The sequence below is a fragment of the Chitinophaga sp. CF118 genome (assembly GCF_900112615.1).
Taxonomy (GTDB): domain Bacteria; phylum Bacteroidota; class Bacteroidia; order Chitinophagales; family Chitinophagaceae; genus Chitinophaga.
On sequence record NZ_FOMK01000001.1, the window covers coordinates 1,500,479 to 1,523,197 of the forward strand.

The following is a 22,719-nucleotide window of genomic DNA, read 5'->3' on the forward strand; positions in this document are numbered from 1 at the left end:
CTCAGACTTTTTCTTTATCGATCCATTTTCCTACAGTCGGTGCATGATATTTATTCATCTGATCTAACAGATCTTCAACATTATCACTTATCAGAACCATTTTCTGATTCACCTCTTTCAAGAAACCTTTATTTACCATGGTTTGTAAAAGACTGATCAGCTCATCATAAAAACCATCGACATTTAATATAGCGATAGGTTTTTTATGCAATCCAAGTTGTGCCCAGGTCAGCATTTCAAAAAGCTCTTCCAATGTTCCGAACCCTCCGGGTAAAGCAATTACACCATCGGACAATTCATCCATTTTCTTTTTTCGTTCATGCATGGTTTCAACCACGATAAGTTCTGTCAGGGATTCATGAGCGAGTTCTTTTCCTTTCAGAAAACCGGGAATAACACCATATACCTTTCCTCCGGCATTCAGCGCCCCATCTGCTACTGCACCCATTAAGCCTACTTTAGCTCCACCATATACCAGGTCTATCTTTTGTATTGCCAATGCTTTTCCAAGCAACGCAGCCTGTTTTTCATAAATCGCGTCAGTACCAAAACTTGAACCGCAAAAAACTGTAACTCTTTTCATACATTAGAATTTCCAGGTAAAGATAAATACTTAATTTATCAGAAATTCTTTAAAATGATGTGCAATTATCAAAGGAGCATTTTCATTTTCAGGCGCCATATGTTCCAGATGGGGCAATACAAGCATTTCCGAATTGGGAATAGTAATTTTTAATACTGCATTCATCTGTTGCACAAATTCAGGGCTTTTCTCACCCACCATTAATTGGATCTTTGTTTTTATTGATTGATAACGATGGAAGTTAGCAGATTCCAGATAGCGGACTTCTTTATGCTCCCTTAAGTTTTGAGGTAATAATTTTTTGATCTGTTTCCAATGTTTTCCCCTGATCATTATTCTAAGAATAGTAGCAGACAGCCACCGGGGCATTTTAGATAAGGGTGTTCGCTCCATTCCCAAAACAAAGTGGGTAAATGCAGCTCTGTAATGCCGTTTGTTCAGGGCTTGCTCATAAGCATCCATCCAGCGCCAGTCGGCACTCATAGAAACACCGGGTTCATAAAGCGCTATTTTAGAAAATGAATGGTCGCCCCTGGCCGTTTCCAGTGCAATAAGCCCTCCGTAACTATGACCAAATAAATAGGCAGCACCAGTATCCCGCTGAACAGCACATATATCCTCACATTCCTTATTCATACAATAATCATCCCCCTGAGGCTCACTCATTCCTCTGCCACGGCGATCCGGAAGATGGACTTCAAAGGAATCTGCCAATGCATTTGCCAGTTCAATGTATTCATTGGAGGAAGTAAGCGCCCCATGAATAATAATGATTCCCGGTCCTTTCCCTATACTTTGATACCCAATCCTGGTACCATCTTTTGAACATACAGTTGAAAACGTGATTTTCATAAGCTGTTTTCCTTGTTTTACCGTTTATAAGGCAAAACAAGAATATATATCCATTCCAGGCAATTCTACATCGGTAAGAACTCCGCTATTTTCGGTTAATGAAATGTTTTTGCCGGTAAAATGGGGCCCTTTTTTTCACTTTCGGGCTTTATCTAATCAAAACTAAGGCAGATGCATACATGTATACCCCATCGCTTTGACAGCTATTTCTATTTCATCGATATTAATATTCCCTCCCTTACTTTCGACCCGCAGAATATGATCACAGTCACTCAAATCAAAATTCAACCTGTAATGAGGAAACGTCATTTCCAATAACGAAATGATCGCTTTAGCATCCTTAAAATGCAGAACATTAGTTTCGAAAATACTTACTGTTTTCACTGTTATAACTATTTTTATAACGGTAGGCTTTTGAGCCGGATTCAATTCCTATCAGGCATCAAAAGGTTAATTAAAATCCTTTAAAAAAGGGTAGTAAGGAAATACCTATGTTTACATAGGGCACCATTTGATTGCTGTTCTTGATAAAGTAGTTGTTTGATTTTTCATTTTCTCCTATCACTTTTGAATTTAATGCAGAAAGCATTCCTCCGCTAATACTCAAAACAACCTTTTTTGAAAGCCGGTGTTCAAAGAGCATTCCCGTTTTAAGATCAAGTGTGGTATAAATTGAATTCTTTGGTAAAGGGTTCTGATTAATATCAACGAAGGAAAGATTTCCTGCCAATTCAGCGACTGCAGTCAGAGAAGATTTCTTTGACAATTCCTTTCTTAATGCAACTCTATATGGCATATCAACTAACAACTCCGTACCAATTGCTTTGAATATATGTGAATAGGTAAGGAATGGAACAAATGGAACAGGAGATGAAGGATCTACTATAACCAATCCCCCCAGTGACAGCGATGAATTAGCATTACGAATAAGTGCGAAGGAAATCAAACCTCTATAAGTAAACCTTTGACGGGAAAGACCTGGATCAACTATTGTCGCTGCACCAACATTGAAAATTACAGGTACTCCAAATAAAGAATCAATGTGGGTAAAAGATAAGGCAGCGTTCAAAGTAGTTCTGTTAAATGTTGAATCTGTAACAGAGTACTCGGTTCCATAATTTTCAACTTTATTCAGCTTGAAATTCTGATTTATCATACCAACACTGGCTGAAATACTATTTTTACCCCACGATACCACTGGTACATTGAAATTAACGGTAGTCCGGTACACCCCTAACTTTCCTTTAAAAAAATCCTTATCGTACAATTGAGATTTGATTGTACCTGGTGTCACCATTTCACTGGAAATAGTGACCTGCCTTACTATAGGATGTTTCAGTGCGTAGATATCAAAATATTCCGCTTTTATCGAATCCATCATCCTTTTCTGATTGGCATTGACGTTTTGCTGAGCAGTTGCGTAAAAGGAAATAAATACGACAATGCTTAAGAGTAAGTATTTTTTCATTAGGTAACCCATTATTTTAAATATGACGCTTTAGTTTTATAATACCCCTATTCAGAAAACACAGCTCTTACCTCCTGCGATCCTTCAGATCTCTTTGACTCCTTTGGAGATTTCACCGCTATTTTTTCTATTATCAGATACATTGCCGGTACAACAAATAAGGTAAGCAGCATTGAACTGGTAAGCCCTCCGATAATTACCCATGCCATTCCATTTTTCACCTCAGAACCAGCTCCACTCGCCAGTGCAATTGGAAGCATCCCTAAAATCATAGCAAGTGTTGTCATAAGGATTGGACGAAGTCTTTCTTTACCAGCTTCGATCAGGGCTTCTTTTGCAGAGCGACCTTCCGCTTTTAGCTGATTGGTAAAGTCAACTATTAATATGGCATTTTTTGATACCAGGCCCAGTAACATAATAATGCCGATGATAGAAAAAATATTGAGCGTTTCCATACTTAATGCCAATGCCAGCAATGCTCCTATCAGGGCAACAGGAATAGAGAATAATACTACGAAAGGATAAATAAGGCTTTCATATAAAGCCACCATAATCAAATAAACCAATAGTATTGCTGTTATCAACGCCAGGCCCAAACTCCCGAATGCATCACCCTGATTTTTAGCATCCCCTAAATATTCAATAGTGATTCCTTCCGGAATTTTAAGTGTTGCTGTCTTTGCTTTGATTTCACTGATCACTGCACCAAGTGGGCGCCCTACCAAATTTGACTTTACTGTAATTGAACCCAAACGGTCACTACGTTGCAGCACACTTTCGCCTAATGCATCATGCACATCCGCAAATTGGCTGAGCAGAAAACTTTGTCCATCACTATTGGTAAAAGAGAGATTCTGTACATCACCAATATTAGACCGGTTATATTTATCAAGGCTTATTTTAATGTCGTATTCATTACCTCCCTGTTTGAACTTGCTATCATCATTCCCACTAAACGAGTTCTGTACAGCAGTCCCAACCTGGCTTACATCCAGGCCAAGTAAAGTCATTTTATCCCGGTTCAGGTTGATCTCTATTTCCTGTTTCTGGTCTTTTACAGATAACTCAACGAATTTAGTACCTGGTATAGAAGCCACTATATCTTTAAACTGGTCGGCAGTATTCCTTATTGCCTTTAGCTCTATCCCCTTTATCGCAATCTGGATTGGAGCCTGATTCCCCGAACCGGATATTGAAGTAGCAGAAGCAGACACTTTCACACCTGGTATAGCAGCGCTTAACCGGCGTTGCATGTCAATCCCAAACTCATCTGAGGAAAGGGTTCGTTGTTTCCTGTTTTTAAGGGTTACAGTAAGTTCCGCCATATTATTGTTGTTGCCAGCACCAGCTACACTGCCACTTACAAAACCAATAGCAGAAAAAACACCCGTAACCTCAGGTCTTGCCAATATTATTTTTTCAGCTTCCTGTGCCACCATATTGGTCTGATAAATCGTAGCTGTAGGTGTGAGCTCCAGGTTAATAATTAGTTCTCCCTTATCTCCTGCCGGAATAAATGCAGCACCCACAAAACCTTTTACTACCAGCATTATTGAAGCAATGATCATCAGCAATACACCTGAAAGCACCCACCTTTTCCTGCGCAAAGCAATTTCAAGCAATGTCGCATAAGCTGCTTTTAAGCTATCAATTATACTTTCAAAACCAAGATTGATACGTCCCCATAAGGATTTAGTAGTCAGGTGTTCCAGTTTTCCCCAACGGCTTGCTAAAAGTGGAGTGATTGTAAACGAAACAAACAAACTCATTAATGTAGAGAATACAACAACAAGTGCAAATTCCTTTAGTATGGAACCTATAAGGCCTCCGGAAAGTGCAAGCGGTAAAAACACCACTACGTCCACCAGTGTAATAGCCAAAGCCGTAAATCCAATTTCATTACGCCCATCAAGAGCAGCTTTCCGTTTATCAGACCCCATCTCCAGGTGCCGGTAAATATTCTCTAAAACCACGATCGAATCATCCACCAGGATACCAACCACCAAAGACATAGCCATCAATGACATTAAATTCAGTGAGAAGCCAGCAAAATGCATGGCTATGAAAGTGGGTATAATTGAACATGGTAAAGCCACCAATACAAACATCGAACTTCTCACACTATGCAGAAAAGCAAGCATCACAATACCAACAATCAGTATAGCAAGACCAAGATCTTCCATCACCGCATGCGCAGAAGATAATGTATATGTACTTTGATCACTGGAAACAGTAAATTTTATTCCTTTTGCCGAATATTGTTTTTCTAATGCTGTAAACTTTTCTTTCACAAGCTTACTTAAATCAACCGCATTGGCATCGGTTTGTTTAATAACCTGTACACCGATGGAAGGAAGACCATTAATATGATTGATAGCTGTTGTTTTCGCTGTTGCATCAACAACTTCGGCAATATCTCCAAGATAAATAACACTTTTCCCATTCCTGGCTACAATAAGTTTTTTGATCTGATCAATGGAACTAACATTAGCATCAAAACGAATCGAAAATTGTTGATCCTGAGTTTCAATCTGTCCGGCAGGAAAAGACAGGTTCGCATTATTAATAACCTTTGAAATAACAGCAATACCGAGATTATAACTCTTGAGTTTACTCTGGTCTATGTTCACCTGTATCTCACGCTCATCTCCACCAATTATATTCACCTGGCCTACCCCTGCAATATTCTGTAATACAGGTCTGATCTGCTTATCCATCAGGGTATATAATTCCCTGGGGGCTAAGTTGGATATTACACCTGCACGTATTACGGGAGCTTCCTCAAGGTTCACTTTGTTTACAAGTGGCTTATCTATACCTTTAGGCAGGTCATTCATTACCTGGTCTGCCTTACGCTGAACATCCCTTTCAGCCTTATCTACATTGGCATTACTCTTTAAGTTTAAGGTAACCTGCGAAACTCCCTCCTGGGAAGTTGAGTTAACCTGGTCAAGTCCTTCAATAGAAGCAAATGCATCTTCCAGTTTTTTGGTTACTGAATTTTCCACTTCAGCAGCAGATGCACCGGGATAGATAGTGGATACAGTTACTACATTTATCTGCATTTTTGGTAGCAGGTTATAATTCAAGCCAAGGTAGCTTTGCAAACCAAATAGAATGAGAACTGTAAATACCACAAGTATTAATAGAGGCCGTTTAACGGCAATTTCTGATATAGACATTCCGCTGCGTTTAATTTGAAACTCTTACTTCTGTTCCGTTCTTAAGATTTATTTGCCCTGATGTTACCACCTGTTCTCCCTTCCGGAGGCCACTGCGTATCTCAATTGCACTATTCATTTCACGGCCAGGTACAACGGGTCTTAGTGATACTCTGTTATCTTTACCAACCACATAAACAGATGCATCCTTGACACTTTCTGTTAGTGCTTCTCTGGGTATAGTTAATACGTTATCATGTGTTTTCTTTGAAAAGTCGGCATATACAAAAGTGCCGGATCTTAGCAATGACCTGGAAGAGTTTGCCACCATGATCTCCACTGTATAGTTATGTGCGGCATCGGCCTGCGGACTGATAAAGGTTACATTACCATTAAATTCAACTCCGGGATATACATCGGCCGTTACTTTAACGGACTGACCATCTTCAATCTGATACACTTCAGATTCTGTAAGATTAACCTGTACTTTGGCCCTCGACAAATTGATGATCGTAGCCAGCTCCGTACCTGCATTTGCAAATACTCCCTGCTCTAACGATTTTATGGAAATGATACCATCAGTTGGTGCTTTAATGGAAGCATCGGTAATTTGTCTTTGGATCTGTGTAACCTGGTTTACAGCATCATTGTAATTTTGTCTGATTTCGTCCAGCTTTTCTTTCGTGGCTGCCTTTCCTGCAAAGAGCTCAGAGTACGTTTGCAGATCGTTCTTTAATTTAGACATATTAGATTCTGCCTTTTGAAGATCAATCTGATTACTACGGCTGTCTATTACAGCAAGCACCTGCCCCGCTTTAACCTTATCGCCCAGTTGAAACCTGATCTGTTGAACTATGCCACTGGCAGTAGTTAATACTTTTGCTTCTTTAAACGGCGCCAGATTACCGGTCTTGATTATGTTCAGCATTATTACCTGTTCTTCTACAGTAGCAACTTTAACCGGTATTTTTATACTTACAACCTGTTCTGGATGGCTTTTCTCATCTATTATTTTTTTATTGCTTGCCAGTTTAAAAACAACCAGAAGTAGCAATGCAGCTATGATGATAATTATAACGTATGTCCGTTTCATAATTTTTTAAAGTGCGTTATAGAATTTTATTAAAGTACCATTGGCTTTTTCCAGATCGATGCTTGCCAGATAAAAATTGTAAAGAGAGTTGAGATAATTCGTTTGCGCCTCCTTCAGAGAAGTTTGGGCATTAAGCCAATCTGTGAGATCAGTTACTCCTTTTTGATATTGCATATCTGTACTTTCGAATACGGATTGAGCTAATTCAATATTGCGACGATCGTACTCCATACTATTTTTGGCCTTTAATAATTTGGTATGGGCATTCTCAAATTCAAGCTTATAATTCTCTTTATCCAGCTGCTGGTTTTTAACTGCATTAAGTCGTTTGTATTTAGCCTGGGTATATTGGGCATGACGCTTAAAACCATCAAAAATCGGGATGCTTAACTTCAATCCTATGGCAGAGAAGTCTGACAGGCCCGAATAGGATTGGCTAAGGTTGTCTCCAAATCCGATTGCACCATATCGTCCATAAGCGGTTAATTTAGGAAGGGCTCCTGCCCGGATGCGTTTTTGATCGATAGTAAGTAATGAAATATTGAGGCCTGATAATTTATAATCTGTCCGGTACTCTGCATTAAAGAGGTTAGGATCATCACTTACGTTTCCGGAGTTTATACCAGAAACAGAATCAATCAATATTTTCTCGTCCAAAGGAAATCCCATAACATTTTTCAACTGGTTCTCAGATACTGCCAGATTACTCTCGGCAACCAGAATCTGGGAATAGGTATTGTTATAATTTACCTGGATCTTATTTAAATCCACTTCGGTGGCAACACCTTTGTTTACTTTTAATCTGGATATTTTAAGCTGTTCATCATAGCTGTTGAGGTTGTCTTTTAGCAAAGACATTTGTTCTCTATAAACGAATATCTGGTAATAGGCCGAGCAGATGTTGTAAATGATGGTTTCATCATTTTGTTGATTGTTCAATTCTGCCTGCTTTATATTGAGTTTATTTGCTTTTAGTCCGGCAATTAATGACTGGTCATAAATGGTCTGGTCAAGCTGGATGGAGGTATTCGAGTTAAATTTCTTTCCAAACGTAATATGTGTATCAGTTGGACCTAATAACCCTGCAGGTATTATAGATTCCTGAAGCTTTAAATTGTCGTCCAAGCTTCCTGAAACATTTACGGAAGGCAGGTATCCTGCCAATGCTTCTTTTGATTTGTATTTTGCGGAAAGGATTTCGTTGGCATAAACCCCCTTGCTAATGTGATGTGCCAGTCCGTAAGAAATACAGTCTTTAAGACTTTTCGTCTGCTGAGCGGCGGCTATGCAGGGTGAAAACCCCAGCAATAAGATTGAGATAATTCTTCTATTCATGTTCAGCTTATAAATAAGTAATTGTACTTACAATTACCCTTTAAAAAAGCCAAAATTGATGCAAATGTGGAAGCCGAAATAGTGCTTGTTTGCCGAAACGGACAAATAAGAACTTAAAGCCTCCAGGATAATACCACTCTGCAAAAGCCGGCGATTTCAGCATCGCAGATACGATTAATTACCAATAACTTATTAATCAGGGAATCTGAATTTCAAAAAGGGCCTCCGGCCAGCCATTTAAGAAACATAGAAGATTTTTCTTTGCTTACAGTAAGACTTTCCTTCACGGGAATTGAAACACTTACAGATAACTTGCGGGATAAATGACTGGAAACATTAAGTACTGCTTTGCGGTTTACCAGGTATTGCCGGTTTGTCCGGAAAAAATGATCCCCAACAATTCTCTCCAGTTCATCCAGGCTTTTATTGGGGAAATAGCTTATGTGCTCAAATGTCATCAGATACACCACATCATTTTCCAGGCAGAACAAGGCAATATCCTCAATTTTTATAGGTAATATTTTGTCTTTAAAATTTACAAGTAATGCTGTTACCTGTGCTGTTTTAGTATCCGAAAAAAGGTTCTTTATGGATTCATATTGCCTGCTTATTTCATCCCTTCTAACTTGTGTAAGGTTTTTGAATTTTTGTAAGGCAGCAGCAACTGTTGCTAAAGAAAATGGCTTCAATATATAGTCAATGCCATTTGCCTTAAAGGCATTAAGGGCATATTCATCGTAAGCTGTGCAGAAAATCACCGGAGTATTCAGGTTGTCCAAAATTTCAAAACTAAGGCCATCACCTAACTCGATATCGCTGAAAATAATATCAGGAGGTGGATTATTCTTAAAATATCTCCGGCCTTCATTTACCGATTTCAATATTGCCACAATTTCAATATCCGTATCTGCCTGCAAAATTGTTTGAGACAGGTCCTCAGCAGTTAACCGTTCATCCTCTATAATTATTACCTTCATTTGTTTAAGGTTTTAATATATACCTGAAAAAAGTAAGTATCTGATTTGATTATAATTTCCTCTCCTGCCAGTATGTGGTAACGTTCGGACAGATTGGCGAGCCCAACTCCTGTTGAAGCTTCCACAGATCTGCGCTGTTGTATATTGTTTGTAACGACAAGATATTCGCCCTCTTCTTTGACGGACAAAAAAAGTGGGCGGTCTTCCGTCAGATCATTATGTTTTAATGCATTTTCCAGCAGAGGCTGAAGAGAAAAATAGGGCAGGCATTTTTCCTGACTCGTTTCTTCTGATATATCAATTGTATAATTCAAAGCCGGACCAAAACGCATTTTTTGCATTTCAAGATAGTCCATGCAAAGCATCAACTCATCCTTTATTAAGGTAGTTTTATTGCTATTGTTGGAAATTACTGCCCTTAAAAAATTGGCCAGGTGCATCAAATAATTTTCGCCTTCCTGTAAATCCTTTTTGTACAATGACTTGATGGTGGTCAGGGAATTAAACAGGAAATGCGGGTGAATTTGTTGCCGCAACAACAAATTAGCAGTCTCACTTACGTTAGCTTGTAATTGCAGGTTTTCAATTTCTGCTTTTGCTTTATTATGTTGTAGAATAATGAAGTTCTGTAAAAATAGAATAAGTGTGTTCATAATCGACAGAGTTAGTACCGCAAGCGTATATGCCATACTTACATTCTCCCTCGTTTCTCCAAAATGCCATTTCGAAGTGGTTATATATAAAAACAAAGTGGTAGTTACAAACCAGACAATAATAGTAGAAAAATAACTGAGTAAATAATGTTGAATCTTATTTTTTTTACTCTCAGGAGTTTTTTTTTCTGACATCATTCTTAGCAAACTCAGATTTGCAAAACAAATGCTTACCATCACTATTATATTTTGCAAAAAAAGTAAGAATGACTGATAAATATCATTAGTGAGTAATAGAGTAATAATAAAGGCCAGAAGGCCTGTAATAAAAGGTAATAGCCAGCACAGGCCGATTAGACTTTTAAGAGGGAGCTGATTTCTCATAACCACAAATCTATTATATCTGTATCATAGATAGTAAAAAAACAGCGTGAGGCTGCCATTTTTCAATTTAAGGCGACAATTCCCGGGTGTTGGGGCAACCATTTGACGGACTCAGGAGGATAGCATTTTTTTTTAGTCAACTTACAAACTGTTATAAAATGTTTAGAAACAAAAAGGAGACTGTCCAATTAAGACAGTCTCCTTTTGTATAATAAAATTCAATCTTTTACAAATGAGGGTTTAACGGATCTTTAGGAATATTCACAATACCTTTACGTATGAGGGAATGCTTCTTACTATAGAAGAAATAAACCAGCAATCCGATTATCATCCAAACAGCTAAGCGTATCCACGTATCAAGAGGTAATGATACCATCATCAAAACGCAAATGATAATGCCAGCCAATGGTACAAAAGGTACCCATGGTGTTCTAAAAGGGCGTGGAGAATCCGGATCCGATTTTCTCATTACCATCACTCCTACACATACTAAAACGAATGCAAATAATGTACCTATCGATACCATTTCACCCACCACCCTTACAGGTACAAAAGCAGCAAATAAACTCACAAATACCGCAAATAATATATTGGATTTATACGGAGTTTGAAATTTCTTATGAACTGCTGAAAACGTTTTAGGTATCAAGCCATCTTTTGCCATTGTATAAAAGATACGGGATTGCCCCATGAGCATTACCAATATCACTGAAGTATAACCAGCCAATATAGCTACTATAATAGATTCCTGCAACCATGCATAGGGAGTCTTGGCTATGGCCACGGCAACCGGTGCAGCACTATCTTTAAATTCAGTATAATTTGCAACGCCTGTCATTACATGCGAAAATAATACGTACAATACTGTACATACCAGCAGTGAACCTATTATACCTATTGGCATGCCACGTTTAGGGTCTTTCGCTTCCTGTGCCGCAGTTGAAACCGCATCAAAGCCAATAAAGGCAAAGAACACCACACCAGCACCACGTAATACGCCAGACCATCCAAACTCTCCAAATGTACCCGTATTTGCAGGGATATAAGGGGTATGATTGGCAGGATTAATAAAGCCCCAGCCAACAGCTATAAAAACTAATACAACAGCAACTTTAAGCACCACCAATAAGTTATTTACAAAGGCCGATTCTTTCGTACCGCGAATCAATAATAGTGATAAGCATACAATGATAAATACTGCCGGAAGATTCATGATACCATGAATCTCCGTGCCATTATCAAGAATGACACTCTCCCAGGGCGACCTGGTAAATTGTGGAGGTATTTCCAAATTGAAATAATGCAAAAATTTAGTCAAATATTGCGACCAGCTAATGGATACTGTTGCTGCACCCAATGCATATTCCAATACCAGGTCCCATCCAATTATCCAGGCAGTAAATTCACCCATAGTGGCATAAGAATAAGTGTAAGCCGAGCCGGCAATCGGGATCATACTCGCAAATTCAGCATAACACAAACCTGCAAATGCACAACCGATAGCACCTATTACAAATGATATGGTAACAGCTGGGCCTGCGTTATTAGCAGCGGCCAGGCCGGTAAGGGAAAACAATCCGGCCCCTATTATTGCGCCTATCCCCATTGTAACCAAATTAAAACTACTTAAAGTACGCTTTAATGTACTGGCACCAGTTTCAGAGGCTTCTTTCAGTAATAAATCTAACGGTTTCTTAAATCTCATAAAGCTTAAATAAAGTTGTCTTGAATTATTAACTTATTTATGCTTAAACGTACTTAAATTTATTGAAAATCTAAAGATCCGGATATAACAATTTGATAATGAATAATTTTTAAATAAAGGATGGATAAAAAGATAGACGCACGGTCTTCTTTAGTCTGAAGGGTAAAAGAAAATCAGCTGTTTGATTTTTCCAGGTCGAGTAACCACTTTTTTCTATGTAACCCACCTCCATACCCAGTCAGGTTTCCATCTTCACCAATTACCCTATGGCAGGGAATAATGATCGAAATTCTATTCATTCCATTAGCGTTGGCAACGGCACGAACGGCTTCGGGTCTATTAATAGCTATTGATTGTTGCTTATAAGAATGTGTCGCTCCGTATGGGATTGTTTGTAAGGTGTTCCATACTAGTTGTTGAAATTCTGTTCCAGGTGCGAACAAGGGCACAGTAAACTGTTTTCTCTTTCCTTCAAAATATTCATCAAGTTCCTGTTTTAATAAATCAAAATGTTTGTTCGCTCCCTGAATAATATTAGCATTTAGTTTTTGGGCCAGTGTTTTTAGTTCTGTTTCCAGCATTTTCCGGTCTGTAAATTCTAAAAGACAAATACCTTGTTCAACAGCACAGGCAAACATTGTTCCCAGTGGAGTTTCAAGTCTGACAATGTTTATAACCTGCTTCTCTTTACTATTTGAAGGAGATACGCCAAAAACGGATTTGAAAGAGTCTCCAAAGCCACTTAAGGATTCATAACCGGCATCAAAAGCAGCAGAGGTAACTGTTTCACCATCTTGTATTCTTTTAAAGGCTGCATTAATACGAAACATTCTTTGATAAGCATGAAATGTAATACCATGATTTTTTAAAAACCATCTGCGTATTGCACTTGGTTCAATACCTTTTTGAGTTAAGTCCCAGTCCTTAAATTTTACTGATGGATTTGCATTTAATTCGTTTAAAATATTTTTAATAGAATCAGGTGTTTCCCCTATTTTTTCTAAGGGGTTACAAACTTTACAAGGTCTGTATCCTTTCAATATAGCTTCGCTGGTCGTTTTAAAGAATTCTACATTTTCTGCCTTAGGCTTCCGTGCAGTACAGGTTGGTCTACAAAATATTCCTGTAGTTTTAACTGCTGTTATAAATGTTCCTTCGAAGCTGATGTCCTTTTCGACAATTGCTTTGTACATCATTTCTTTAGTCAGCATTATTATTTCTTTTCACAAAGATAAACCTACCTGTTTGGGCACACAACCGAAAACTTAACAAGTATTTCCAATAGTCGGTTATTATTTATTCATCGAAGGATAAGAAAAGTTATAAAATCTCTACTTCTTCCGGAACAACAAACAGCATGGTGCATCCCGCTTTTGTAGTAACAGAATGTTTAAAATTTGGCGGAGTATATAAATAATCTCCCTGTGAAAGCGTTGCGCTTTCCAATGTTGCTTCACCACTTATTACAAATATTTCTTCACCGGCAGGATGATTGTGATAGGGATATGTTGCGCCAGGTTCAACATTAATATTATCCACTAACGTATTAGCAGCACCAATCGAAAATGAAAAGGGACAAATCATGCTTGTGATGATTTGTCCCTTTTTAGCGGAAAGAAGGAGGGCAATTTTAGAGCCTTTTATTAAATATTAAAAATCAACTACTTACTAATTGTGCATTGCCTGCAATATGCCCTTGACTACCAGAGAACTGGTAAAGAACGCCTGTTCAAAAGCTGTATCCAAAATGAACAGTGGGAAAGAAAGAAAGCATCTTTTGCTTATATTCTTGTCCCTGGATGTATGCGGATTGAGGATTGAGGTTAAAGGATAAAAATGACACCCAGGGAAAGATGTACAGACCTTTGTAGCCCCTGCTTTTACTACCTAACATCCATCGGTATCCTACGCGCATGCTTAGGGAAATATTCGTAAATGTTTTGGTAATATCATTGTCAGGATTGGATTTTGGCGAGACCCGCTCATTAGAAATATTAGATTCAATGCCCAGCAAAAGTCCTTTTCTTTTTTGGAAGAGATAATCCATTTTCACACCTCCACCATTGCTCTTGATTTTAAAGTTATCATAGCCTGAGAAAGAGGACGGTACTTCAATCCCGTATACACCCACATCCCACCGGAAATGCCCAGATTGGTAGCCGACATGGGCGGAATAGCCGTTCAGGATAAAGGCGATTGGATCCACTTCGAGCTCAAAATGATTGTCACTTTTTGGGGTCTGGGCAACTGAAACCCGAACGATAATAAAAGTCAGAAATAGGCCGGTTAGATATTTTTGATACATATAAACTTTTGCGCAAAATTATCTATACGCAACCGGAAAGGACGTTAACAATTGTAAAGAAATTACTTCCGGCTGATCCTTTTACGTATACGACTCAGGGATACAGGAGTAATGCCCAGGTAGGAAGCTATAATATGTTGAGGCACCCGCATCAGCAATCCGGGATATTGATCAGAGAATTGACGGTAACGCTCTTCAGGACTATCCAGCAGGTGGGAAGACAAAATACGCTGCCCATTGATAAAACGTTGCTCCGCTACAACCCTACCTATGATATTAAGGGCAGGAACTTCTTTATAGAGTGTTTGTAATTCGCTGTGATCGATTGTCAGCAACACACAATCTTCTAACGTCTCTAAGGTCTGGTTGCTCTTTGTTTGTAGCAGAAAGCTCTCATAACAGCTTGCAAATAATCCTTCGGAAAAAATAAAACCAGTGATCTCCACATCTTCTTTTGTATAAAAAATACGAAGGAGACCCTTATTGATAAAATAAATGCTGGTGGCGATCTGACCCTCTTTGGTCAGTTGGGTGCGTTTGGGCGCTTCCATCAGGTTGAATTTCCTGCTAATCATCTTCCACTCAGAATCACTAAGGGGAATAATCTGTTCTAATGTTTTCCTGAAGTTTAGAAGCTGGCCTTCGGTATCGTTCCTTTCCATAAAAAATTATACACCAAGATACATAAATCCGCTCTCAGATGCGCAATGATAAATTGACATCATATTACACAAAAGATATTATCACCGTGTACAAAGAATGGATTCCAAACAGAGGAATGGGGTTCTATTTTCCAAAGTTGCAAATGGAACTTTATGGGACACCTATGTTGTATGCAATTTATAACGTGACGAAATGAAAAAGCCTCCAAATCTTTCGACTTGAAGGCTTTAAATCTGTGAGTTCCCAAGGACGAAGTTCGAACCCGGTAGCAGATGATATAAATGATTCTAATCGTGGCTATATTGAAGATTTAAAGGAATAGGAATAGGATTTTTAGTACTCATGATACTTGGTGTAAGATAAGAGAGCTTTAATTTAAAGTCTTCATTTTTATGTAGATATTCTAGCCGTAGGGGATAAAATCCCTTTTCCAAAGGTAATATGTACGAATACGTCCGGTTGCTGTAAGAGCCAGCCCATCGAATAAGTAACCGATTGTTAAGGTATAGTTTTGAATTTTTGTCGGCGTCCAAAACAAAAATATAATAGCCATCTTCCTTTGCTTCCAATAATCCATCAATAACTAAGGCGTAATTATTTTTCCGTGGAAGTTTATCCGCATCAAAATCGGCGTTTGTTATCCCTGTTTTCTGCGGTTTCAAGTCCTTAAAGTTCGCAGATGTATCCCATCCTCCCTCATAATAAGCATAATGGAAACCACCTGATATTACATTCTTTTGTTTTGAAATGGGTTTTAAGGCTTTTTCAGTTGTAAAATCACCGGTTTTAATCTTATCATAGCGTGACCGGTTGGTAAACTGCTTCACAGTGATTTTACTGGCATCAGTTAAATTGATCTCGGGCTGTATTTTTGCAGATAAAACTGTAGGTTCAGTTCCATCAAGGGTGTAATGAGCTTTTGTTGTATCACCAAAATACCATATTTTAAGGGGCTTGTCTTTCAAAACTATACCATTCATTGGATGAAATTCAATTTGACCATTATGCCATCCATAGGAAAACTTCAACCCGTCGTATATGCTTTTTAGCCTTATCGAGCTATGCGTTTCATCGGGGTAATTAACAATTTTCCAGGTTAACTCTGCAGGAGCCATTTTCTTAAGGACTGTATCTATTGTAGTGATCTTCATAGATTCACTTTCCTGTCCCTCTCTGCCACTTATGAATAGTGTGATATTTAAACCGGCCAATGCAAGTAACTTATCGGGCGCGATTTTTTGTATATAGCAATTATCCCACCAAAGACTGGGATCAACTGCGATATACGACTTAAAAGTTTTTGGCTCATTTAACAGCGCATTTATAACAAATAAACCACCTAATGAATGCCCCCATAAAGTATTATCCCCATTAGAAGGATATTTTTCATTAATATATGGTATCAACTCATTTTTAATAAAACCAAGGAAGTTACCCGCTCCTCCCGAGGTTTTCCAATCATCCATATGAGTTGGAGTGAGATCTTTATTACGATCGATACCTAGTACGCTTACAATTATTGTTGGGGGCATGTAGCTCTCTCCTTCTAAAAAACGTTGAACCTTTGTTATCAAGCCTGTATTCCAGTTACCACCATCAAGCACATACAGCACATCGTATTTATCAGCACTTCCTGGTTTATAGTTTTGAGGTATGAATACTTGTACAAGCCGCTTTTCTTTTAATATGTTTGAATTTAAGGAGTCAAGGATTCCTATATCGGTTGTTCTCCAAACGGTATCCTGCGCCCGGACCATGTTAGCCGTACCGCTAATTATTGTTAACAGGATAAAAAGAAAGATAGATCTATTTTTCATTTAGATTTATTTTATAGTTTGATGATGATCAACTCATACTTAATGGGATTGGTAGTTAGTAAAGGATGTTCTTTAAAATCATAATTCCTTCATCGGGTCCCAGAATATTCTTTTGAAGTCTACTATTCTGCCAGCACTTACGGTTATACCTTCTGCTTCAAGTTTTTTCTGCCGTTGCCCGTCATCCCCGCTCAGCCACCCCGTACTGTTTACTACCCTTTGAACGGGTACGGCGGGCTTCAAGCCCATCACATGACCCATTGCCCGACCTACCATTCTTGCCCCTGATTTCAGGCCTACGGCCTTAGCTATCGCGCCGTAACTGCTAACCCGGCCCTTGGGTATGCTACGCACTACATCAAAAATAGCTTTGTATATAGCTTCAGTATCTATTGTATTTTCTTTCACGTTATATGCATTAGTTCAGAAAATGATTAGTTGAATACGACATATTTTTTTTTACCGTTCGTTACTATGAGGAAGACTAAATTACAAAAAAAAGCCTCCAAATATCCATTTGCGGAAACCCGGGTTTTCGGTAACTTAATAGGGCACTGAAGTAAGTTGCAGAGACATTGGCTATACTGTAAGCCTGGTAAATGATATCTTTCATCTCACATAACCCCTTGCTATTTCAACTTCGCAACTACAATATGTATATTCGCTTTTTCAATATCAATGACTTATGGATATAGACAATATAATTGACAATATATACCCGCTACCGGAAAAATCAAAAACGTTACTGAAAGAAAACATCTACGAAATAACTTATCCCAAAGCACATGTTTTATTTAAAGCGAACAGGATAGAATCAACCATGTATTTCATAAAGAAAGGTATAGTGCGGGCATATGCCAATCCGGGCGATGAAGAAATAACTTTCTGGTTTGGAAAAGAAGGCGACGCAGTCATTTCCATGAAGAACTATGTTGAAAACCAAAAAGGATATGAAACCATAGAATTGCTGGAGTCATGTGATTTGTACAAGCTAAATACAGAGCATCTGCGCAAGCTGTTCAGTGAAGATATTCATGTCGCCAATTGGGGGCGAAAATTTGCTGAACAGGAATTAATAAAAGTGGAAGAACGGCTTATTTTCAGGCAATGCAGAACAGCTATGGAACGCTACAAAGAACTAATGGCAACTGATCCTGAATTACTGCAACGGGTACAACTAGGTCATATCGCTTCTTATCTCGGTATGACGCAGGTTAGTTTGAGCAGGATCAGGGCTGAACTGAAATAGATGGTTAATTTTTTATCATTTGTAAAATTTTTACTTCTTACAAAGTGTGAACTTGCTGTCATAAAATTAAACATTATGAACTGGATCATTTTAATCATCGCTGGTTTATTTGAAGTAGCATTTACCTCCAGCCTCGGAAAAGCAAAGGAATCAATAGGCATGGCCATGTATTTATGGTACGGCGCTTTCCTGTTCTCATTAGTGGCCAGTATGCTTTTACTAATGAAAGCCACACAAACCCTGCCCCTGGGAACAGCCTACGCTGTATGGACAGGTATTGGCGCAGTCGGTACTACCTTGATGGGAATCTTTATCTTTAATGAACCTGCTCATTTCTGGAGGCTATTCTTTATAGTAACATTAATAGGTTCTATTGTTGGACTAAAAGCAGTATCACACTAAGGATTTTTGCTAAACAGACCTTTATTCAAATTAATAAACCCTTTATGGGGCAAAACGATCTGGCACATGCAGGAACAACCGGCGCCATCACCTGATAACTTCTTTTGGAGAATCATCCTTTATAATGCAAGTGTAAATAACTCAGGTCATTAAAATACACAAAAGGGCGATCATTTCCGGGACACTCATTGTGATATAGAATTCAATGTACGACAGCAAAAAACAGATGATTTCTTCGGAAAGTTGAGCATATCCAATGGGTCAAAAATGACTAGAACGTCTATCGATACGGCACTCAGGAGTTAGGTAGAATCAACCGTTTTTAGCCTGCAAAGATCTTAAAAAGCCATTCTCCTGAACTCACTCGGTGTAATGCCTGTATTTTTCTTAAAGAAAAAATTAAAATTGGGCTGATCGGAAAACCCTATGGAATAACTGATCTGTTCCAGCGTCCAGCTTGTTTGCAATAGCAAAGCCTTACATTCATCCAGTATCCTGCCTTTTATATGTGCACTCACCTGCTGGCCAGTATGTTTTTTCATTACCCGGTTGAGATAGTTGGGATGAAGCCCCATTGAGGATGCAAACTCTTTTACAGTTCTCATATTGATAGGCTCATTATGATTTACCTTGGAAATCTCTTCTTCCAAAAGGGCAAAAAACTTATATACATGGCCATACTCATCACTGGCTGATACCGGAACAAGAAAATTGGACATCCTTGCACTGTCAATCATCATCAGCTGCATATAAGCCTGTATGGCATCATAGCCCAATTGGCTGGCATTGTGCTGCTCGGCATACATACTTTCCCAAAGCCGGATGAAGCCCGGCAATACATGATCCTCCACCTGTATCACACTTTTCGATTTATCGGTAAATAAGCTTATCCTTTCCAAAGTGGCCTTCAACATAGGTTGCTGGTTAATGAACTCCTTTTTGAAAAGGATATAATAACCAGCAGACTCTCCCGCTGTTTTCTGCCAGGAGATAATATCATTAGGGTGGATGAATATGATGGTTGGTTTATCAATAAAATATTTATTAAGCCCCAGTGAAAAAAAACCATCACCACCGGTTATCATCAATATTTTATAAAAATCTCTGCGGTTTGCCGATAAATAATTCCTGCAATCTTCTATTTGCCTGTTAAAAACCCCTACAGGCTTCGGCATAAAGTCTTCCCGCAGAATGGGTGTAAGATCAGGGAAGTCCCTGAGCATATCCAGCGTAATGCTATCCTTTCCCTTTTTCATAAATCAGTGTTTAGATTCACAAAATATAAAAAACAAGGTTTGATTTTCATAAAAACAGGTTTTCCCCTCCTATAAAGTTGCGCCCTCCTCTGATATAGTTTTGCATTATCAAAATGATACAACAACAAATAACTTAAAAATAAAATGTTATGGAAATCAATTTAAACGAAGCACAACAAGTGATTCAACTGGCTAAAGCCAAAGCGGTACAGCTTAATGTAAAGGTAAACATTGCTGTTTTGGACGCTGCAGGACACCTAAAGGTATTTGAGCGGATGGACAATGCGTTTTTAGGTACTATGGAGCTGGCACTGAAAAAAGCAAAAACTGCGAGTCTGTTCAGGATGAGCAGCGAAGCAGTGGGAGAGTTTCTAAAACCGGAAGCCGGCACTTATGGCATGGTAAACACCAACGGAGGACTTATTGGCTTTGCTGGCGGTCTTCCCATCAACAAAGGAAATGACATCATCGGATATATTGGTGTATCGGGCGGAGCTATAACTGAGGATCTGGCAATAGCAACGGCAGGTGCATCTTTATTCAATTAATTAATATTAATCATCAACCATACAGTTGATTTTCAACCAGCATTTATCAATATCTAAAATCTTACTACAATGGAAACTAAAAAAATTTTGATTACCGGAGCAGGTTCCGGATTCGGCGAAGGAGCAGCAATCGGTCTTGCCAAACTGGGACACAAAGTAATTGCTGGCGTACAGATTTCTCCACAGGTAACCGCACTGCGCAAAAAAGCGGAGGTGCTTGGTTTGCAGGATAACCTGCGTGTAGAACGCCTCGACCTGCTCGATCCTTACGATGTAAAGTATGCCCTTACCTGGGACATTGACATCCTCTTTAGCAATGCCGGCATAGGCGAAGCCGGACCAACCTTTGAAATCCCTGTAGACCTGGTTCGCAGAAATTTTGAAACCAATGTGTTTGCACCACTGTCCCTGGCACAGCAATTCATAGCGAAATTCATCCGTGAGGAACGCAAAGGAAAAATCGTGTTCACTTCATCTATGGGTGGCCTGTTCACACCTCCCGGTTATGGCATTTATGTATCTACCAAACATGCGTTGGAAGCAATAGCAGAAGCCTTGCAAAATGAAGTTACCCAAAAGTATGGCATACAGATACAGACCATTAACCCTGGCGCCTATCTTACCGGATACAATGAAACAATGGCAGACAACCCATTCCGCTGGCTCGATGACAGTAAGAATTTCACCAAACGTGCCGAAATGCGGGAAGTTTTTGACAGCCTGCTGGGAACACCCCAGGGCCGCCTGGACCCTACGGAAATGATTGATGCGATGATCCAGATAGTTCCTGCCGATACAGGCAAGTTCAGAAACGTGGTACCAAAATTTGTAGAAGACATGCTCAAGGAACATCAGCTAAAAGCGTGGGACAATACCATATAGTTTTATCCTCTCACTCCACCGTACGTGCCGTTTAGCATACGGCAGTTCATTAAACATAAACAGTTTCAGGGGCTACTATGTCTTTTAGATATAGTAGCCCTTCTTTCTTTAAAAATGCATTGTGGAACGTTTTCAGTAAGATTGGACTATGAACTGTTTTACGAGTATTCCACCAAATAATCAAGCTGGGAGTTCAGGTTTCAGAATGATACTGCCTGTTGTTTTTCGTGATTCCATATCCGCATGAGCTGCGGGTAGTCATTGAGCGCATCATGTGCAAATTTTATTTTTCTTTGCTTCAGCAGGTCTTTGTCTATATCAGGCATACCGGAAGGCCATCCATACAATACGGCACTTCCTCCATTAACCAGTGCTACAGATATCATTAATAAAATATTCGGGCCTTAGTCTAATTAATTGATTCATCCACGGCTATATTAAAATATTTAATAATTCTTCTAATTTTGCCCTGCCTATATCCTGTAAACAACATTTAAACTATGAAACAGTTAGTAATCATTCTATTATTATTCTGTGCCTGCTCAACTTCCGAACACAAAGAGAACTTTCTGCTCCATATTAAAAACGACTGGAAAGAGGACCAACTAAGAGGAAGACCCAAACAAGTCATCGAGAATGAATATAAAAACGGAAAATGGACGAGTATCCTCACCTGTGAATACAACGAAATGGGATTCCTTACCCGGAAAGATAGAATTAGGATCCAGTCAAACGGTGACATTGACACTTTCCTTTGTAAGTATGAGTATGATACGATAAATGGGATCAAAACCATTAATGAAACCTTTAACGGAAATCTACAAACACCAAATCAATTCTTTTATAATGCCAAAGGACTTTTAGTACGTGATACTTCATTTGAAAGGAGCAACAGATACCGCTATGATACCCTCGACAGGCTTGTAGAAGAAATCTTCAATTCCATGGGCATAGACGTTAATAAAACCGTCTATGATTATTATGCGGATGGGAAGATTAAAAAAGGAGAATATAACCTGGGCGAGGATGGCTTTAAAAAGAAATCAGAATCCATTACCACAGACAGTACTGCGATTTACCTATTCTTTCATAAAGGAGATACCATTCAAAAGCGATTCGAACAAAAGGATAAACTCGGTAATACAATCTTTCTCACTAACGACATTGTTTGGGGTTGCCAGACGACGTCTGCCTATGTGAAATACTATTACGATGCTAATAATGACCTCGTGAAGGAAGAACATGTTTATTTATACGATGAACCGAAAATTGTTCTTCATGATTACCACAATGATAAAGCCGGTAACTGGTTGACGAAAGATGATGATGATAAAACGAAACTGATAAGAACAATTACCTATTGGGAGTAACTTTTCTACTATCTAT

Annotated in this window: 23 protein-coding genes; 5 read left to right on the plus strand and 18 right to left on the minus strand. The window is 38.8% G+C overall.

Annotated elements, in window-relative coordinates:
* Nucleotide 1 precedes the first annotated feature (1 nt).
* From BM176_RS05795 to BM176_RS05870, 16 genes are all read right to left on the minus strand, one after another.
* Entirely contained in the window at nt 2-583 is a 582-nt protein-coding gene (locus BM176_RS05795) for an LOG family protein (protein WP_090100504.1), read from the minus strand.
* 30 nt (nt 584-613) lie between these two features.
* Nucleotides 614-1,435, minus strand: a complete 822-nt coding sequence (locus tag BM176_RS05800) for an alpha/beta fold hydrolase (RefSeq protein ID WP_090100506.1) — start codon at nt 1,433-1,435, stop codon at nt 614-616.
* A 162-nt stretch (nt 1,436-1,597) separates the two neighbouring features.
* Nucleotides 1,598-1,819, minus strand: a complete 222-nt coding sequence (locus BM176_RS05805; protein WP_143097726.1) for a hypothetical protein — start codon at nt 1,817-1,819, stop codon at nt 1,598-1,600.
* Between the two features lie 70 nt (nt 1,820-1,889).
* The gene (locus BM176_RS05810) at nt 1,890-2,903 is read right to left on the minus strand and encodes a DUF6268 family outer membrane beta-barrel protein (protein ID WP_143097727.1); all 1,014 of its coding nucleotides are present in this window, start codon (nt 2,901-2,903) and stop codon (nt 1,890-1,892) included.
* A 47-nt stretch (nt 2,904-2,950) separates the two neighbouring features.
* A complete protein-coding gene (locus BM176_RS05815; protein WP_090100512.1) occupies nt 2,951-6,085 on the minus strand; it encodes an efflux RND transporter permease subunit in 3,135 nt (1,044 codons plus the stop codon).
* 10 nt (nt 6,086-6,095) lie between these two features.
* Nucleotides 6,096-7,157, minus strand: a complete 1,062-nt coding sequence (locus BM176_RS05820) for an efflux RND transporter periplasmic adaptor subunit (RefSeq protein WP_090100514.1) — start codon at nt 7,155-7,157, stop codon at nt 6,096-6,098.
* Between the two features lie 6 nt (nt 7,158-7,163).
* Nucleotides 7,164-8,492 (minus strand): TolC family protein, encoded by a 1,329-nt coding sequence (locus tag BM176_RS05825; RefSeq protein WP_090100516.1) that lies wholly within the window; start codon nt 8,490-8,492, stop codon nt 7,164-7,166.
* Nucleotides 8,493-8,704: 212 nt separating this feature from the next.
* A complete protein-coding gene (locus BM176_RS05830) occupies nt 8,705-9,469 on the minus strand; it encodes a LytR/AlgR family response regulator transcription factor (protein WP_090100518.1) in 765 nt (254 codons plus the stop codon).
* On the minus strand, nt 9,466-10,506 hold the full coding sequence (locus BM176_RS05835) for a sensor histidine kinase (RefSeq protein WP_090100520.1): 1,041 nt from the start codon (nt 10,504-10,506) through the stop codon (nt 9,466-9,468). Before BM176_RS05835 ends, BM176_RS05830 begins: the two co-directional genes overlap by 4 nt.
* A 226-nt stretch (nt 10,507-10,732) precedes the next feature.
* Nucleotides 10,733-12,211: an amino acid permease gene (locus BM176_RS05840; protein WP_090100522.1), complete on the minus strand. Its 1,479-nt coding sequence runs from the start codon at nt 12,209-12,211 to the stop codon at nt 10,733-10,735.
* 173 nt (nt 12,212-12,384) lie between these two features.
* Nucleotides 12,385-13,422 carry a bifunctional transcriptional activator/DNA repair enzyme AdaA gene (locus BM176_RS05845; RefSeq protein WP_090100524.1) on the minus strand — a complete coding sequence of 346 codons (1,038 nt, stop codon included), beginning with the start codon at nt 13,420-13,422 and terminating at the stop codon, nt 12,385-12,387.
* Nucleotides 13,423-13,531: 109 nt separating this feature from the next.
* Complete coding sequence (locus BM176_RS05850) at nt 13,532-13,795, minus strand: cupin domain-containing protein (RefSeq protein WP_090100526.1); 264 nt, start codon at nt 13,793-13,795, stop codon at nt 13,532-13,534.
* 145 nt (nt 13,796-13,940) lie between these two features.
* Nucleotides 13,941-14,516 (minus strand): hypothetical protein, encoded by a 576-nt coding sequence (locus tag BM176_RS05855; RefSeq protein WP_090100528.1) that lies wholly within the window; start codon nt 14,514-14,516, stop codon nt 13,941-13,943.
* Between the two features lie 62 nt (nt 14,517-14,578).
* Nucleotides 14,579-15,178 carry a Crp/Fnr family transcriptional regulator gene (locus BM176_RS05860; RefSeq protein WP_090100530.1) on the minus strand — a complete coding sequence of 200 codons (600 nt, stop codon included), beginning with the start codon at nt 15,176-15,178 and terminating at the stop codon, nt 14,579-14,581.
* 288 nt (nt 15,179-15,466) lie between these two features.
* Nucleotides 15,467-16,996, minus strand: coding sequence for an alpha/beta hydrolase-fold protein (locus BM176_RS05865; RefSeq protein ID WP_090100532.1), 1,530 nt, complete (start codon nt 16,994-16,996; stop codon nt 15,467-15,469).
* 78 nt (nt 16,997-17,074) lie between these two features.
* On the minus strand, nt 17,075-17,404 hold the full coding sequence (locus BM176_RS05870; protein ID WP_255373445.1) for an MGMT family protein: 330 nt from the start codon (nt 17,402-17,404) through the stop codon (nt 17,075-17,077).
* A 277-nt stretch (nt 17,405-17,681) separates the two neighbouring features.
* Between BM176_RS05870 and BM176_RS05875 the strand changes: the two genes are divergently transcribed.
* Both BM176_RS05875 and BM176_RS05880 read left to right on the plus strand, forming a co-directional pair.
* Nucleotides 17,682-18,245, plus strand: coding sequence for a Crp/Fnr family transcriptional regulator (locus tag BM176_RS05875; RefSeq protein WP_090100534.1), 564 nt, complete (start codon nt 17,682-17,684; stop codon nt 18,243-18,245).
* Between the two features lie 75 nt (nt 18,246-18,320).
* On the plus strand, nt 18,321-18,647 hold the full coding sequence (locus BM176_RS05880) for a DMT family transporter (RefSeq protein WP_090101676.1): 327 nt from the start codon (nt 18,321-18,323) through the stop codon (nt 18,645-18,647).
* A gap of 338 nt (nt 18,648-18,985) precedes the next feature.
* Here BM176_RS05880 and BM176_RS05885 read toward each other — a convergent pair whose 3' ends face one another.
* Nucleotides 18,986-19,903, minus strand: a complete 918-nt coding sequence (locus BM176_RS05885) for an AraC family transcriptional regulator (RefSeq protein WP_090100536.1) — start codon at nt 19,901-19,903, stop codon at nt 18,986-18,988.
* Nucleotides 19,904-20,052: 149 nt separating this feature from the next.
* On the opposite strand from BM176_RS05885, the gene BM176_RS05890 reads away from it, so the two are divergent.
* Together BM176_RS05890 and BM176_RS05895 are read left to right on the plus strand one after the other, a co-directional pair.
* Entirely contained in the window at nt 20,053-20,451 is a 399-nt protein-coding gene (locus BM176_RS05890) for a GlcG/HbpS family heme-binding protein (protein ID WP_090100538.1), read from the plus strand.
* A gap of 69 nt (nt 20,452-20,520) precedes the next feature.
* On the plus strand, nt 20,521-21,333 hold the full coding sequence (locus BM176_RS05895) for an SDR family oxidoreductase (protein ID WP_090100540.1): 813 nt from the start codon (nt 20,521-20,523) through the stop codon (nt 21,331-21,333).
* 200 nt (nt 21,334-21,533) lie between these two features.
* On the opposite strand, the gene BM176_RS05900 is transcribed toward BM176_RS05895, so the two are convergent.
* On the minus strand, nt 21,534-21,719 hold the full coding sequence (locus tag BM176_RS05900) for a hypothetical protein (protein ID WP_090100542.1): 186 nt from the start codon (nt 21,717-21,719) through the stop codon (nt 21,534-21,536).
* Between the two features lie 114 nt (nt 21,720-21,833).
* Here BM176_RS05900 and BM176_RS05905 point away from each other — a divergent pair, with 114 nt between their 5' ends.
* Entirely contained in the window at nt 21,834-22,703 is an 870-nt protein-coding gene (locus tag BM176_RS05905) for a hypothetical protein (protein WP_090100544.1), read from the plus strand.
* The last annotated feature ends 16 nt before the right edge of the window (nt 22,704-22,719 follow it).

Excerpts from the sequence above, each read along its gene's own strand:
- BM176_RS05795 (WP_090100504.1), bottom strand. The coding sequence starts at position 583 with ATGAAAAGAGTTACAGTTTTTTGCGGTTCAAGTTTTGGTACTGACGCG.
- BM176_RS05800 (WP_090100506.1), bottom strand. The coding sequence starts at position 1,435 with ATGAAAATCACGTTTTCAACTGTATGTTCAAAAGATGGTACCAGGATT.
- BM176_RS05810 (WP_143097727.1), bottom strand. The coding sequence starts at position 2,903 with ATGAAAAAATACTTACTCTTAAGCATTGTCGTATTTATTTCCTTTTAC.
- BM176_RS05815 (WP_090100512.1), bottom strand. The coding sequence starts at position 6,085 with ATGTCTATATCAGAAATTGCCGTTAAACGGCCTCTATTAATACTTGTG.
- BM176_RS05820 (WP_090100514.1), bottom strand. The coding sequence starts at position 7,157 with ATGAAACGGACATACGTTATAATTATCATCATAGCTGCATTGCTACTT.
- BM176_RS05825 (WP_090100516.1), bottom strand. The coding sequence starts at position 8,492 with ATGAATAGAAGAATTATCTCAATCTTATTGCTGGGGTTTTCACCCTGC.
- BM176_RS05830 (WP_090100518.1), bottom strand. The coding sequence starts at position 9,469 with ATGAAGGTAATAATTATAGAGGATGAACGGTTAACTGCTGAGGACCTG.
- BM176_RS05835 (WP_090100520.1), bottom strand. The coding sequence starts at position 10,506 with ATGAGAAATCAGCTCCCTCTTAAAAGTCTAATCGGCCTGTGCTGGCTA.
- BM176_RS05840 (WP_090100522.1), bottom strand. The coding sequence starts at position 12,211 with ATGAGATTTAAGAAACCGTTAGATTTATTACTGAAAGAAGCCTCTGAA.
- BM176_RS05845 (WP_090100524.1), bottom strand. The coding sequence starts at position 13,422 with ATGCTGACTAAAGAAATGATGTACAAAGCAATTGTCGAAAAGGACATC.
- BM176_RS05850 (WP_090100526.1), bottom strand. The coding sequence starts at position 13,795 with ATGATTTGTCCCTTTTCATTTTCGATTGGTGCTGCTAATACGTTAGTG.
- BM176_RS05855 (WP_090100528.1), bottom strand. The coding sequence starts at position 14,516 with ATGTATCAAAAATATCTAACCGGCCTATTTCTGACTTTTATTATCGTT.
- BM176_RS05860 (WP_090100530.1), bottom strand. The coding sequence starts at position 15,178 with ATGGAAAGGAACGATACCGAAGGCCAGCTTCTAAACTTCAGGAAAACA.
- BM176_RS05865 (WP_090100532.1), bottom strand. The coding sequence starts at position 16,996 with ATGAAAAATAGATCTATCTTTCTTTTTATCCTGTTAACAATAATTAGC.
- BM176_RS05875 (WP_090100534.1), top strand. The coding sequence starts at position 17,682 with ATGGATATAGACAATATAATTGACAATATATACCCGCTACCGGAAAAA.
- BM176_RS05880 (WP_090101676.1), top strand. The coding sequence starts at position 18,321 with ATGAACTGGATCATTTTAATCATCGCTGGTTTATTTGAAGTAGCATTT.
- BM176_RS05885 (WP_090100536.1), bottom strand. The coding sequence starts at position 19,903 with ATGAAAAAGGGAAAGGATAGCATTACGCTGGATATGCTCAGGGACTTC.
- BM176_RS05890 (WP_090100538.1), top strand. The coding sequence starts at position 20,053 with ATGGAAATCAATTTAAACGAAGCACAACAAGTGATTCAACTGGCTAAA.
- BM176_RS05895 (WP_090100540.1), top strand. The coding sequence starts at position 20,521 with ATGGAAACTAAAAAAATTTTGATTACCGGAGCAGGTTCCGGATTCGGC.
- BM176_RS05900 (WP_090100542.1), bottom strand. The coding sequence starts at position 21,719 with ATGATATCTGTAGCACTGGTTAATGGAGGAAGTGCCGTATTGTATGGA.
- BM176_RS05905 (WP_090100544.1), top strand. The coding sequence starts at position 21,834 with ATGAAACAGTTAGTAATCATTCTATTATTATTCTGTGCCTGCTCAACT.